Annotated in this window: 13 protein-coding genes; 10 read left to right on the forward strand and 3 right to left on the reverse strand. The window is 61.3% G+C overall.

The window, feature by feature from the left end; genetic code table 11:
- Positions 1-48 precede the first annotated feature (48 nt).
- The 4 genes from ABIE52_RS09475 (at position 49) to ABIE52_RS09490 (ending at position 2,833) form a co-directional block, all read left to right on the forward strand.
- Positions 49-399 carry a DMT family transporter gene (locus ABIE52_RS09475; protein WP_116058157.1) on the forward strand — a complete coding sequence of 117 codons (351 nt, stop codon included), beginning with the start codon at positions 49-51 and terminating at the stop codon, positions 397-399.
- On the forward strand, positions 396-722 hold the full coding sequence (locus ABIE52_RS09480) for a DMT family transporter (RefSeq protein WP_003942819.1): 327 nt from the start codon (positions 396-398) through the stop codon (positions 720-722). Before ABIE52_RS09475 ends, ABIE52_RS09480 begins: the two co-directional genes overlap by 4 nt.
- A gap of 55 nt (positions 723-777) precedes the next feature.
- Positions 778-1,614: a helix-turn-helix transcriptional regulator gene (locus tag ABIE52_RS09485; protein ID WP_192712504.1), complete on the forward strand. Its 837-nt coding sequence runs from the start codon at positions 778-780 to the stop codon at positions 1,612-1,614.
- A gap of 142 nt (positions 1,615-1,756) precedes the next feature.
- Positions 1,757-2,833, forward strand: coding sequence for an ABC transporter substrate-binding protein (locus ABIE52_RS09490; RefSeq protein ID WP_275232262.1), 1,077 nt, complete (start codon positions 1,757-1,759; stop codon positions 2,831-2,833).
- A 17-nt stretch (positions 2,834-2,850) separates the two neighbouring features.
- Here the strand turns inward: ABIE52_RS09490 and ABIE52_RS09495 are convergent, their stop codons facing one another.
- A complete protein-coding gene (locus tag ABIE52_RS09495; protein WP_050656477.1) occupies positions 2,851-3,444 on the reverse strand; it encodes a GNAT family N-acetyltransferase in 594 nt (197 codons plus the stop codon).
- Positions 3,445-3,606: 162 nt separating this feature from the next.
- Between ABIE52_RS09495 and ABIE52_RS09500 the strand changes: the two genes are divergently transcribed.
- Both ABIE52_RS09500 and ABIE52_RS09505 read left to right on the forward strand, forming a co-directional pair.
- The gene (locus tag ABIE52_RS09500) at positions 3,607-4,005 is read left to right on the forward strand and encodes a DUF7144 family membrane protein (RefSeq protein ID WP_003942678.1); all 399 of its coding nucleotides are present in this window, start codon (positions 3,607-3,609) and stop codon (positions 4,003-4,005) included.
- Between the two features lie 75 nt (positions 4,006-4,080).
- Positions 4,081-5,526, forward strand: a complete 1,446-nt coding sequence (locus ABIE52_RS09505) for a hypothetical protein (protein ID WP_007734950.1) — start codon at positions 4,081-4,083, stop codon at positions 5,524-5,526.
- Here the strand turns inward: ABIE52_RS09505 and ABIE52_RS09510 are convergent.
- On the reverse strand, positions 5,504-5,881 hold the full coding sequence (locus ABIE52_RS09510; protein WP_007734948.1) for an SHOCT domain-containing protein: 378 nt from the start codon (positions 5,879-5,881) through the stop codon (positions 5,504-5,506). The genes ABIE52_RS09505 and ABIE52_RS09510 overlap by 23 nt on opposite strands.
- A 133-nt stretch (positions 5,882-6,014) precedes the next feature.
- On the reverse strand, positions 6,015-6,266 hold the full coding sequence (locus ABIE52_RS09515; protein ID WP_007734945.1) for a three-helix bundle dimerization domain-containing protein: 252 nt from the start codon (positions 6,264-6,266) through the stop codon (positions 6,015-6,017).
- Between the two features lie 191 nt (positions 6,267-6,457).
- On the opposite strand from ABIE52_RS09515, the gene ppk2 reads away from it, so the two are divergent.
- Genes ppk2 through ABIE52_RS09535 form a run of 4 tightly spaced genes read left to right on the forward strand, consistent with a single transcriptional unit; the run spans position 6,458 to position 12,783 of the window.
- The gene (ppk2, locus tag ABIE52_RS09520; RefSeq protein ID WP_085989950.1) at positions 6,458-7,288 is read left to right on the forward strand and encodes a polyphosphate kinase 2; all 831 of its coding nucleotides are present in this window, start codon (positions 6,458-6,460) and stop codon (positions 7,286-7,288) included.
- 27 nt (positions 7,289-7,315) lie between these two features.
- Entirely contained in the window at positions 7,316-10,057 is a 2,742-nt protein-coding gene (locus ABIE52_RS09525) for a cation-translocating P-type ATPase (RefSeq protein WP_054187745.1), read from the forward strand.
- 17 nt (positions 10,058-10,074) lie between these two features.
- Positions 10,075-11,769: a SulP family inorganic anion transporter gene (locus tag ABIE52_RS09530; RefSeq protein ID WP_116056848.1), complete on the forward strand. Its 1,695-nt coding sequence runs from the start codon at positions 10,075-10,077 to the stop codon at positions 11,767-11,769.
- 48 nt (positions 11,770-11,817) lie between these two features.
- Positions 11,818-12,783: an endonuclease/exonuclease/phosphatase family protein gene (locus ABIE52_RS09535; RefSeq protein ID WP_116056849.1), complete on the forward strand. Its 966-nt coding sequence runs from the start codon at positions 11,818-11,820 to the stop codon at positions 12,781-12,783.
- Positions 12,784-12,806: the final 23 nt, after the last annotated feature.

Here is a 12,806-nt window from a genome sequence, read left to right on the forward strand (position 1 = left end):
GACCGTAGTGCGCGACCGGAATCGGTGGAGCCTGACAGAATCCGAACCGTGAAGAAATGGCTGCTGTTGATCACCGCGATCCTGACCGAGGTGTCTGCGACTCTGTCTCTGCGCGCGGCCCTCGATCACCCCGCCTGGTACGTCGTGGTCGTCGGCGGATATCTCGCAGCATTCACCGCGTTGTCGTTCGTCCTGCGGGAGGGCATGGGACTCGGTGTTGCATACGGAATCTGGGGCGCAACCGGAGTTGTCCTGACCGCGGTGTTCGCGACTTCCCTTTTCGGCGACCCCCTGACAGCCACCATGGGCGTCGGCATTGCCCTGGTCATCGGCGGAGTGCTGTGCGTTGAACTCGGTTCCCAGGTTGCTGCCGACAGCGGGCCGGTGGACCCGGCATGACCTTCGTATTTCTGATCGCTGCAATTATTTCCGAGGTCACCGCGACGTTGTCACTACGGATGGCGTCGCAGGACGGCAGCGACAAACGATGGCTCGCGGTTGTCACCGTGGGGTACCTCGCGGCTTTCGCTTTCCTCACGCTCGCGCTCGACGCGGGCCTTACCATCGGCGTCGCCTACGGAATCTGGACTGCATGCGGAGTGGCGTTGACGGCAATCGCATCTCGCATTCTCTTTCGCGAACCGCTGACCAGGCTCATGATGGTCGGGATCGGCCTCATCGCGGCAGGCGTGCTTCTCATCGAACTCGGTGCGAGTCACTGATCGCTGCACACATCAGTGTAAGGTTTACCTAACTTTGCTCTGGAGGTAGTCCACGGTGCTGATCCCTGCCCTTCGTGAAATCGACGACGGTCCACAGCTGGACGACGATTCCCACTTACGGGAATCCGACCGCCACACCCCGATGGCGCGCGCCGTCCCGGCGCCATTCAAACTCACGACGTACATCGTCGAGACCGATCACATCACCCGGTGGCCACAACACGCTCACGTCGAGCACGAACTGATCTGGTCCGACCGCGGCGTCGTCAACATGATCATCGACAATCAACTCTGGACCGTCACGCCTGGCGTCGGCCTGTGGATCCCTCGCGGGATCCTCCACGAGGGTCAGGCCAATCCCCACGTTGCATTCCGCGCCACTCTATTCACCCCCGAGTTGTGGACTCCCGCCTGGCACGAACCGTGCATCGTGACGCTGAGTGAGGCGGCGCGAGTTCTGCTCATACACCTCGCCCATACCGGAATGCCTGCAGAACAACGCCTTCGGGCACAGCAGGTCTGTGTCGATCTCCTCACCCCGGCATCGGCACCTCACTTCGACGTGCCGATCCCCCGAGATCCGCGACTACGGATGCTCGTCGACAAAGTGCTGTCGGATCCCGCCGACGATCGATCACTCGATCAGTGGGCTCACGTTCTCAATCTCAGCCGACGTACGGTGACCCGGATTTTTGCCGCGGAACTCGCCTTGAGCTTTGCGCAGTGGCGCACTCTGGTTCGTATGAGCACGGCCCTTGGCATGCTCGGGACCGGAATGAGTGTGAATGCCGTCAGCCGCCGTGTCGGTTACGGGACGTCGAGTTCCTTCATCGCCGCTTTTCGCAAGACGGTCGGTTACACCCCCGGCAATGCGCTCGCCGCTGTCAACTGACTCGAGCCTGACCTGTTGTCGACATCGGCTGGCCCCTTCGCTACACGCACGCGCCCTACATTCACTTAGGTAAGCCTGCTCTCATGTGCGTACCGCGCTGAGTCGTGCAAGCACTTCCCTGATTAATACCGAGGAGTTTCGCGTGTTCAGATCTGCCCGTCAGAGAATTCGTCCCCAGCGGAGGCGACGAATCGTTGTTGCGCTCATGCTGGCGGCGGCACTGCCTCTGACCGCCTGCACACAGTCGTCATCGGACGCCCAGGAAAACAGTTCATCGGCATCCGCCGTCGAGGACGGCGCCTATCCCGTGACGATCAAGCACGCTTTCGGCGGGACCACCATCGACAAGGAGCCGACACGGATCCTGACCCTCGATTCCGCAGCGGCAGACACGGTCATCGCCCTGGGTGTCACTCCGATCGCGATGCAGAAGGACTCTTGGGCCGGCGACGCCGACGGGTTCCTGCCGTGGACCCGCGCCGAACTCGAAAAGTCGGGCCAGACGCTGCCCACGCCTGCGCCGTACTACTCCGACAGCGGTGAGCTCCTGTTCGAGCAGATTCTCAATGCCGCGCCCGATCTGATTCTTGCCCCGTACTCGGGCTTCTCCGAGCAGGATTACCAGCGCCTGAGCTCGATCGCCCCTACCCTCCCGTACGACACCAAGCCGTATCAGCCCAGCTCGTGGCAAAACCTCGCCACCGATGTCGGCAAGGCACTCGGGCGTCCCGCTCAGACCGCGGCGCTGATCAAATCGGTTGAGGAATCGGTCCAGGAATCGAAGGCGAGTCATCCCGAATTCAACGGAGTCACTTTCGCCTTCGGTTCCTACATCCGTGAAGGAGAAACCGAAACCGCCATCTACGGTCCGGACGATCCGCGCGTCAAGTTTGTCGAAAACCTCGGGCTCACAGTCGCTCCCGACGTGGTGAACGGCGCCAAGAACTTTGCCGGCGACTCGTTCCTTTTCGGCATCAGTATGGAAAAGCTCGACACGATCAACACCGACGTGTATCTCGGTTGGGCAAGCGATCAGTCGGAAGTCGACAGCACATTGGCCAACACTCTGTTCTCGCGGTGGCCGGTCATCGCCAACGGCAAGGACCTGTGGATCACCGACAATCGCCTGACTGCAGCAACAATGTACGTCAGCCTTCTGAGTGTTCCGTGGGCGACCGACGAACTCGTGCCACAGTTGACCGAACTGGTCGCAAAATAGCAGCCCGCTCGGTCTGATCAAGCAACTGAAGGCCACTCACCGCGAAGTGTCGCGAAAACCACGGTGTCGGTCCACTCGTTCTTGATCCACGCGTTCTGCCGAAAATGTCCCTCTCGCCTCATACCGATCCGCTGCGCGAGTCGCGCCGAGGATTCGTTTCTCGAATCCATTCGCGCGACCACGCGGCGCAATCGGGGTGTCGCGAACGCGAGGTCGATCAGAGCGGTCACTGCTTCCGTCGCGAATCCTCGGCCGCCGAACTCGGGCGAAAATGCCCACCCGAGTTCGGCGGTGTGCTCGACTTCGGCTGTGCAATCAGATTCTTCGACTCGCCAAGCACTCACGCTTCCGACAACCCGGCCCCCGTACTCGACAACAAGTGCCACCGCGCCCGATGCCAGGTCGCGGCGAGACATTCTGGTCTGCACGGCCTCTCGAGCCTCCGCGAGACTCCAGGGTTCGTTGAGCAAATACCGGCATACGTCGCTGCGCCCGTAGAAGGTGAGAAGATCCCGGTGATCGCCTGGGCGGTAGGTACGGAGCACCAGCCGGTCCGTCCGGATCACACCCGGTGCAGGCCTCATCGCCACACCTACGTCCGCCATATCCATGCCGTCACGGTAGGTTCTTTCGAATTCGTAGGCGAATGAATATCGCAATGCTGTGCAGCGCTCAATGTTTGATTTGCCCTCCGACGGGCTACTTCACCACCGTAAAAGGTCGGGACAGGGAAATATGCCAGGCTATTTCGCGCTTGAAATCTAGGGGCGGTCATGTCCGAGGATTCACTGGTAAAGCAGGGTGTGGCAAAAGGAAGCGCGCTGGGCGGAGCCGTTCTCCTCATCACAGTCGGCGTGCTCGAAATCCTCCAAGGCATCTCGGCGATATCGGAGGACGACGTGACAGTCGTCGGCCCGGAATACGCGTACCAATTCGACCTCACCTCCTGGGGATGGATTCACCTCGTACTCGGTGTGCTCGTCACCGCTGTCGGAATCATGCTCTTCACCGGCGCGACGTGGGCACGGGTAGGCGCGATAGTCATCTGTTCTCTGTCGATCCTCGCGAATTTCCTGTGGCTACCCCACTCGCCGTGGTGGTCGATCATCATCATCGCGCTCGACGTATTCGTCATCTGGGCCGTCGCGACCTGGAATCCCGAGGTCATCTGAGGTCACCCGCCGAATCATCTTCGCAGTTCAGCATTTCAACTGTGCGCCAGTAGTTTCCGTCCCGGGAGGACCATCATGGCAAACGGCACGAGCGACGGACCACTCCAGGAGGACGAACGTGCCGAACTAGCCCGGTTGCGCGAAGAGGTAGCAACACTTCGCGAGCAGACTCCCAGCGCCCGCGAAACGACCGTCGAGAAAGTCTCCCGACCACCTCGACATGGGCTGCGGTGGACCGCGGTGACAATCCTGCTGGTGCTGGTCGCACTGCTCGCAGTCTTGTCGGTAACCACCCGCTTCGTACGTAGTCAGATCCTCGACACGGACCGCTACGTCAGCACGGTAGCGCCACTGGGTGAGAATCCAGCCGTGCAAGCGGAGATCACGAATCAAGTCACGGACGAGATCTTCGATCGCGTCGACGTCGAAGGGCTCACCACCGAGGCACTCACGGCATTGACGGATGTGTCGAATCTCGAAGCCAACGCGCCTCGCGTGGACCAGGCGTTGGTGGGTTTGGCACCGGTGATCGCCGGCCAGGCGAAGAGTTTCGTCCACGACACAGTGGCCTCGCTCGTTCGGACGCAGCAGTTCGAAGACCTTTGGATTCAGGCGAACCGAGCGGCGCACAACTCCCTCGTCGCCGTCATGACCGGAAACTACGGACCCGACTCGGTCGAGGTCGACCAGAGCGGAACGGTCAGCATTTCACTGAGCACGATCATCGACCGGGTGAAAACGGCGCTGACCGACCGCGGCTTCGCTTTCGCAGACAAAATCCCGTCCGTGGACAAGGAGTTTGTTCTCTTCCAGTCCCCCGAGCTGGTGAAGGCGCAGCGAGCCGTCTCGGCACTCGACAAGGTCTCGGCGGTGCTGCCGTGGTTGGGAATTGCTTGCGCAGCAGCCGCTGTCGCCGTTGCGCCAACCGGTCGCAGGCTTCGTACGCTGTCCCTGGTCGGACTGTCGATTGCGTTGGGAATGCTTGTTCTTGCGATCGGAATTCTGATCGGGCGCGCAATCTACCTCGACAGTGTCCCTACCGATATCCTCTCGCCAGACGCCGCCACCGCTGTCATCGACACAGTTCTGGTTCCGCTTCGGACGAGCCTTCGCGCGGTTGCGGTCCTCGGTGTGGTGGTGGGGCTCGGCGCCTACCTGATCGGTGGGTCGTCGTCGGCGATCGCCGTTCGTCGAGGCTACGGGCAGGCGTTGGACTTCGTCCGGCATTCTGCAAGCGGCCGAACGCCGAATCAGGTGGAGCGGTGGGCCAATCAGCTTCGTGTCCCACTGCGCTGTGCCATCATCGGCATCGCCGCCCTGTTGCTGCTCTTCTGGCGCTACCCCACCGGATTGGTCGTTGGTTGGATCGTCGTCATTGCGCTCGTTGCTCTCGTCGCACTGGAAGTATTGGTTCGTCCCGCACGCGCCGCCGCGCAGGACGCCGGGCCTGACGACGGCGGAACCGACGACGCCAGGCCCGGGGCAGAAGATACGAAAACTACGCCAGCGCCTTTGCCTTGATGGCCTGGAATTCCTCTTCGTTGATCGCGCCTGAGTCGAGAAGCTCTCTGGCGTCGGCGATCTGCTGAGTCGGCGATTTCCCGGCGACCTTTCGAATGTAATCACTCTGCGCGTGTATGTGCTCTTGAGCGGCTTCCATCGACCGCCTCGTCATTCCGTCATTCTTGACGACCACGTAGATCATCGCGGACAGGAATGGAATGACGAAGAGGAATATCATCCACAACGCCTTGGCCCAGCCCGAAGTCTCGTGATCACGGAACAAGTCGGTGATGATCGAGAACAACACGCTCAAGTACGCCACAAAGGCAAAGCAGACGAAGATGAACCAGAAGAATTCCCAGAAGCCTTCCATGTCAACGCTCCCTGTACTCGGTTTTACACATCAGGAGTTCGGGAGGCTGACGTTCCGCGCCTGAGCTCCTGCATTCGGCCAGAACTCCCTGGTCCAAGGTCATTTCAGTATGCGCCGACGATCCCCGTTCCGGCTACAGCTCGAGAGAGTTCAGACTCGCCGACCGCTCATCCATTATCGGAATCACGATTCTCCGATCCGAGATCTCTTGTCTGGCCGCTTTTTCGACCAGAAGAGGCACGAAGTCGCGGATCCGACATCCCGCAAAACGCTGGTGAATTGTTCGCACTCTGTTTTCGATCTCCGGTGGAGGAACGGCGGGATAGCGGGAAATGAGGCGAGTGATCACCCGCTCGACGTGGAGCAACTCTTCGTCGCCAGTCATCCATTAATGGTCGTCCGTCCAGCCGAGCACGTCAAGACTCGGAAAGGGTTCGAAAACAACACGATTCGGGTCTCGATTGCGAAGAGAATAGGTTCACCGAATATGGGGCATACACATAAGGGCGGACGGTTCCCCGCGCGCTCGCGTTGCGCTCATGATGCCAGGGAGTGGAAGTGGGAAAGAACGCTCGGATTCTTCACGACGACACCCCGTCGACCCTTACCGACGACGCGCCGCCCGTGGCAGAAAAGCCGATGAAGAACAAGGTGTACCGCCGCAAACTCAAGCCGTTGCACGGCGAACTCGTGGCTTTGCAGGAGTGGGTCAAATCGTCTGGAGCCAAGGTCTGCATCGTATTCGAAGGTCGAGATACCGCGGGGAAGGGCGGTGTCATCAAAGCCATCACCGAGCGAGTGAGTCCGCGAGTGTTCCGGGTCGTTGCGTTACCCGCCCCGACCGAGCGAGAGCATTCGCAGATGTATGTCCAGCGCTACGTCCCGCATCTTCCGGCTGGCGGTGAGATCGTCATCTTCGACCGAAGTTGGTACAACCGTGCCGGTGTAGAACGAGTAATGGGCTTTTGCACCGAAGAACAAGCACATCAATTTCTCCAGCTCATTCCGACCGTCGAACGCGCGATCGTCGAATCGGGAGTCATTCTGCTCAAGTACTGGCTCGAGGTCAGCGAAGAACAGCAGCTCTTACGTCTGCAGAGCCGGATCGACGACCCTCGAAAGATCTGGAAGCTGTCGAATCTCGATCTGAAGTCGTTCAGTCATTGGTACGACTACTCGCGTGCCCGCGACGAGATGTTTCGCTTCACCGACACCGGCTGGGCGCCATGGTATGTCGCAAACAACAATGACAAGAAACGCGGACGACTCAACATCATCAGCCACATTCTGAGTCAGATCCCCTACGAGCCCGTGCAATCCACGGACATCACCCTGCCGAAACGGCAGAAGGCTCACGGCTACCAGACGCCCAAACAACCGCTGCACTGGATTCCGACCCGGTATTGACGATCGCCAAGGAAAGGATGTGCGGTCATGAGCCCCACGCCGTGGCATGCGCAGAGTGGCGAATCAGTCGTGTCCGTACTGCAGTCGGACCCGGAGCGCGGACTGCAGTCGGATGAGGCCGACCAACGGCGACGACGCTACGGGTCGAACGAAATCACCTCGACGCCACCGCCGTCGACGTGGTCGATCGCGCTGTTGCAGCTGAAAGATCCGATGAACTTGATGCTCGTCGCCGTGGCCGCGGTCAGCATCGCCATCGGTGAAGTGCCGACAGCAATCGTGGTGGCGGTGCTCGTCGTGCTCAACATCGTCCTCGGAACTCGACAGGAGTTGAAGGCACGGGCCAGCGTCGACGCCCTCGCCAAGATGCAGACGCCCCAAGCACGGGTCATTCGTGACGGGAACCTGATTCAACTCGACGCTACCGAACTGGTGCCGGGTGACATCGTCCAAGTCGAGGCAGGAGACATCATCGCTGCCGACGGACGGTTGCTCGCCACCACCACCCTGGAGACGCAGGAAGCCGCATTGACCGGGGAAAGCGCGCCGATACCGAAGGACCCGAATACGCTGAACAACGAGGATATTCCGCTCGGAGACCGCAGCAATCTGGTCTTCCAGAACACCTCGGTCACCCGCGGCACGGCGACCATGGTGGTCACCGAGACCGGGATGCAGACGCAGATAGGCCGGATCGCGTCGATGTTGTCGGCGGTCGCCCCTGGCAAGTCGCCACTTCAACGTGAATTGGACTCTCTCACCAAACTTCTCGGAATCATCGCGTGGACGGCAGTGATCGTCATCGTCGTCATCGGGCTCCTTCGTGGGCAGGACCTGACTACGCTTCTGCTCCTTGGTATCGCAATGGGAGTGTCCGCGATTCCGACCGGCCTGCCAACATTCGTCCAGGCGATGCTGGCCTACGGTGCCCGTCAACTGGCCGACGCCAAGGCCGTCGTGAAGAACCTGACCGACGTCGAAACACTCGGCGCGACCAGTGCAATCAACTCGGACAAGACCGGCACGCTGACCATGAACCAGATGACCGTCCGATCGCTGTACGTCCACGGCCGTTGGTACACGGTCGAGGGCGAAGGCTATGCCAAAGCGGGAAGGATAACGCAGGTTGCCGGCGAGGCGCCGCCCGACTTCACCCTTCTCGCATACGGACTGTGTCTCGACAGCGATGCAACGGTTTCCGATTCCGGGGAAGTTGTCGGCGACCCGACCGAGGCCGCGCTCGTGGTGCTCGCGGCAAAGATCGGTGCCGACGCCCCACTCACCAGACGGACCTACCCGCGGGTGGCGACGGTTCCGTTCGATTCCGCGTACAAGTTCATGGCCACGTACCACCATCTCGAAGTCGACGGCGTAAGTCAGTTCGTCGGATTGGTCAAGGGCGGACCCGATGTCGTCCTCGCTCGGTGTTCTTCGGCCTTTCTCCCCGGCCGTCGGCAGGTCCCGATCGAGGAAGTCCGAGACGAACTCACGGCAGCAAATCAGTCCATGTCCGAAAAGGGTCTTCGGGTGCTGGCATTCGCGGTCAGACGCCTCGACGGACGGGAAGACGCTGTCGTGGCCGACCCCATGTCCTTTGTCGAGGACCTGACGTTTGTCGGTATGGCAGGCATCATCGACCCGCTGCGTCCGGAGGCGGTCGATTCGGTGCGAACCGCACACCGGGCCGGCATCGAGGTCCGCATGATCACCGGCGACCATGCCATCACCGCCGCAGCGATCGGTGCCGAACTCGGACTCGGCCCGGGCTCGGTGGGCGGAGGCGAGTTGCAAGCGATGACCGATGAAGAACTGTCGACCGCGTTGCCGAACCTGCACGTGTTCGGCCGCGTCACTCCGCAGGACAAACTTCGCTTGGTCGATGTCATGCAGAGCGGTGGCGCCGTCGTCGCGATGACCGGAGACGCGGTCAACGACGCCGCCGCGTTGAAGAAGGCAGACATCGGCGTCGCCATGGGCTCGGGCAGTGAGGTGACCAAACAGGCGGGCAAGATGGTGCTCACCGACGACAACTTCGGCACCCTCATCACCGCGATCACGCTGGGCCGCAACATCTACGGAAAAATCGTCTCGTACATCCGCTACCAGATGTCGAAACTCTTCTCCTTGGTTCTCCTCTTCCTCGCTGCGAGCATCTTCAACATCAACGAGGGTGTGGCACTGACGCCACTGATGGTGCTGTTCCAGCACTTCTTCATCACACTGTTCCCCGTCGCCGTGATCATGCTCGACCCGCCGCCACCGGATCTGATGAACAAGCCTCCGCGCGATCCCAAGATGCCGATCGCACATCGAAGCGCAGTCGCTCAGTGGCTCGCGTACGGTGTCCTGCAATTTGCCGTGACACTCGCGGCGATGCTTCTCGCACCCGGTGAAATGAGTACTTCCGATGCGAATGTTCCCATGACCACAGCATTCGTAGTGCTCTCTCTCGGTTCGATTCTCGCGGGGCTTACCATGCGGCGTGATCCCGAGTCCGGCGTGGTTCCACCGGTTCTCGGTGCCATCAAGATCTTGACGATCCCCACGGTCGTGACCGTATTCGCCGTCGAGGCGGGCGTCCTCCAGGACCTCCTCATGACAACCTCACTGACCGGCGCCCAGTGGCTCGCCTGCCTGGGTTGGTCGCTGATCATCCCGGTTGTCGTCGAGTTGGACAAGGCAATTCGACGCCGCCGCCTCGCACAGGCACCTGCGCCCCTCCCTGCGACCACCGCGGTTGCCCCCGAGCGCGCCCGTTCGCTCCACTGAGGGAGGACAATCAAACGATGATGTGGGCGGAGAGTCTAGGTCGGCTACCGGGCGTCGCGACTGCCCGTGGGTATCGCCGCGAGTGGTTGCGAACAGACGTCACTGCCGGACTCGTCTTGACTGCCCTGCTCATCCCGGCAGGCATGGGCTACGCCGAGGCCGCCGGGTTGCCTGCGTACGCCGGGCTGTACGCCACCATCGTGCCTTTGCTCGCCTACGCGGTAGTCGGGCCCTCGAAAATCCTTGTACTCGGACCTGATTCGTCACTGGCGCCGCTGATTGCCGCCGCGGTCATACCGCTGGCAGTGGTCGGCGATTCGGAGAATGCGCTTGCACTAGCCGGTGTTCTCGCCATTCTTGTCGGACTCATCCTCGTGATCGGCGGATTCCTTCGTCTCGGCTTCGTGACCGAACTCCTCTCGAAACCGATCCGCCTCGGCTACCTCAATGCCATTGCACTCGTCGTCGTAGTTGGTCAGATTCCCAAGCTGCTCGGATTCTCCGTCGACGCGTCCGGTCTACTCGGTGAAATCGGCGGGATCTCAAAGGCCCTGGTGGGTGGCGACGTCGACCCCCTCGCTGCCGCCATCGGTGTCGGTTCGCTAGTCGTCATAGTCGCCTTCCGGCTCTGGGTACCTGTTGTTCCCGGCGTTCTGGTGGCCGTTGTCGCGGCCATAGTCTTGTCCGCTGCCGCCGGTCTCACCGATGACATCGGCATGGTCGGCGCACTGCCGGAAGGACTCCCCCTCCCTTCCGTCGGTGGAGTCACGTGGCAGGACGTCGGCCATCTGATCGGGCCCGCCGCCGGTATCGCATTGATTGCCTTCGCCGACACCGGCGTTCTCTCGCGCACCTTCGCCGCCCGCCACGGCGAGGACGTGAACGGCAGTACCGAAATGAAGGCGATCGGTGTCGCGAACGTGGCCGGCGGGCTGTTCGGCGGGTTCCCGATCTCGGCGAGCGGGTCACGAACTCCGGTAGCCGAACAGAGTGGGGCGCACACACAATTGGCCGGCGTCGTCGGGGCGCTCGCGGTCCTGGTGTTCGTCCTCGTCGCTCCCGGACTCACGGCATATCTGCCCGATGCAACACTGGCCGCCGTCGTCATCGTCGCCGCGTGTGCACTGATCGACGTGGGCGGCATGGTCCGCATGTGGCGCATGAGCACCGTGGAATTCGGCCTCGCCGTCGCGGCGTTTCTGGGCGTCGCCCTGGTCGGTGTGCTACAAGGCATCCTTGTTGCGATCGGACTGTCCTTCGCAGCGGTCATCGCGCAGGTATGGCAGCCACATCGAACCGAACTCGTCGAGACGGGCGATCCCACCGGATTCCACGACATCGAACGCCATCCAGATGGGCATCGCATCCCCGGCCTGGTGTTGGTGAGGTTTGACGCGCCACTGTTTTTCGCGAACGGCGAGATCTTCGACGAGTACGTTCGCTCCGTCGTCGCCAAGGCGCCAGATCCGGTCGACTGGGTGGTTATAGCCGCCGAACCGATCACCGGACTCGATACAACGGCAGTCGACGAACTCGTCGATCTGGATACATTCCTCGAAGGCAAAGGAATTCGGTTGGCATTCGCAGAGATGAAAGGTCCGATCAAGGATCGACTCATCCGATTCGGAGTCGGGGATCGATTCGATTCGACGCACTTCTACCCGACCGTCGAAGCCGCCGTGAACGCATTCCGCACCCGAACCGGCGACTGACAAACGCCAGGCAGTCGGGAGCCGTGGCTGCATTGGGTACCGTTTGGTATGGGATTCACGACGGACAATGTTCCGGCACGCCGTATCGCTCAGGTCGCCGGCGTGGGCGGTATCGCCGTCGGCGTTGTCGCGCTGATCGCGTTGTACTCCACCAAGCCGATCAACCCGTTGATCGCCGTGGCCTCCTTCGTCCCGATACTGCTTGCGGTCACACTCGCAGCGTCCCTGATATGCCTGGTCTTTCGCCGCTGGATCCTGCTGGCGATCTCGGTGGTACTGATTGCGGTGGGCGCGTCGGTGATCAGTCCACTGTATGTGGCAAACAGTTCCGAAATCGACGGGCCGACTCTGCGCGTAATGCAAGCAAATCTTCTCTTCGGGCAGGCAGATCCCGCCAGTTTGACTGCGACGGTGCGCGAGAAGGCAGTCGACGTCCTGACGGTTCAGGAACTGACCACATCACTCGAAGGCTCTCTCAGAGATCAAGGACTCGAGCAACTGCTGCCGCATCACTACTTGGTACCGGACGAGGCCGGCGGGGGTGGCGCCGGTATTTACAGCCGTTATCCGCTGACGGACACTCGGGAATTGAACGGATTCGGACCGACCAATCTTGTTGCCGAAGTGGGCTTCTCAACTTCGTTCACCCTTCTGGCGGTTCACCCCGGACCGGCGTACGTGACCCCGCCCGACGTGTGGACTGCCGAGCTGAGCACTTTGCGAAACGCGCTCGACGCTGCTGCCGCCGAGGAAACCGTCATCGTCAGTGGCGACTTCAACACCACATTCACGCACAAGCAATTCCGTGACCTCCTCGATGTCGGCTACTCCGATGCCGCAGACCAATTGGGAGTAGGCATCGTGCGCACCTATCCGGCGGACAAGAAATTTCCCGCGATCGTCGGCATCGACCATGTACTTCTGCGGGGCGGTCAGGCGAAGTCACTCGAGCGGATCGAGATCGAAGGTTCCGATCACTTCGGCTTGATCGTCGACGTGGCGATCCCCAACTAGTCGGAGAGCACCCGACCCGCGCG

Origin of the sequence: Rhodococcus sp. OAS809, from assembly GCF_040546695.1 — a bacterium.
GTDB lineage: Bacteria > Actinomycetota > Actinomycetes > Mycobacteriales > Mycobacteriaceae > Rhodococcus_F > Rhodococcus_F qingshengii.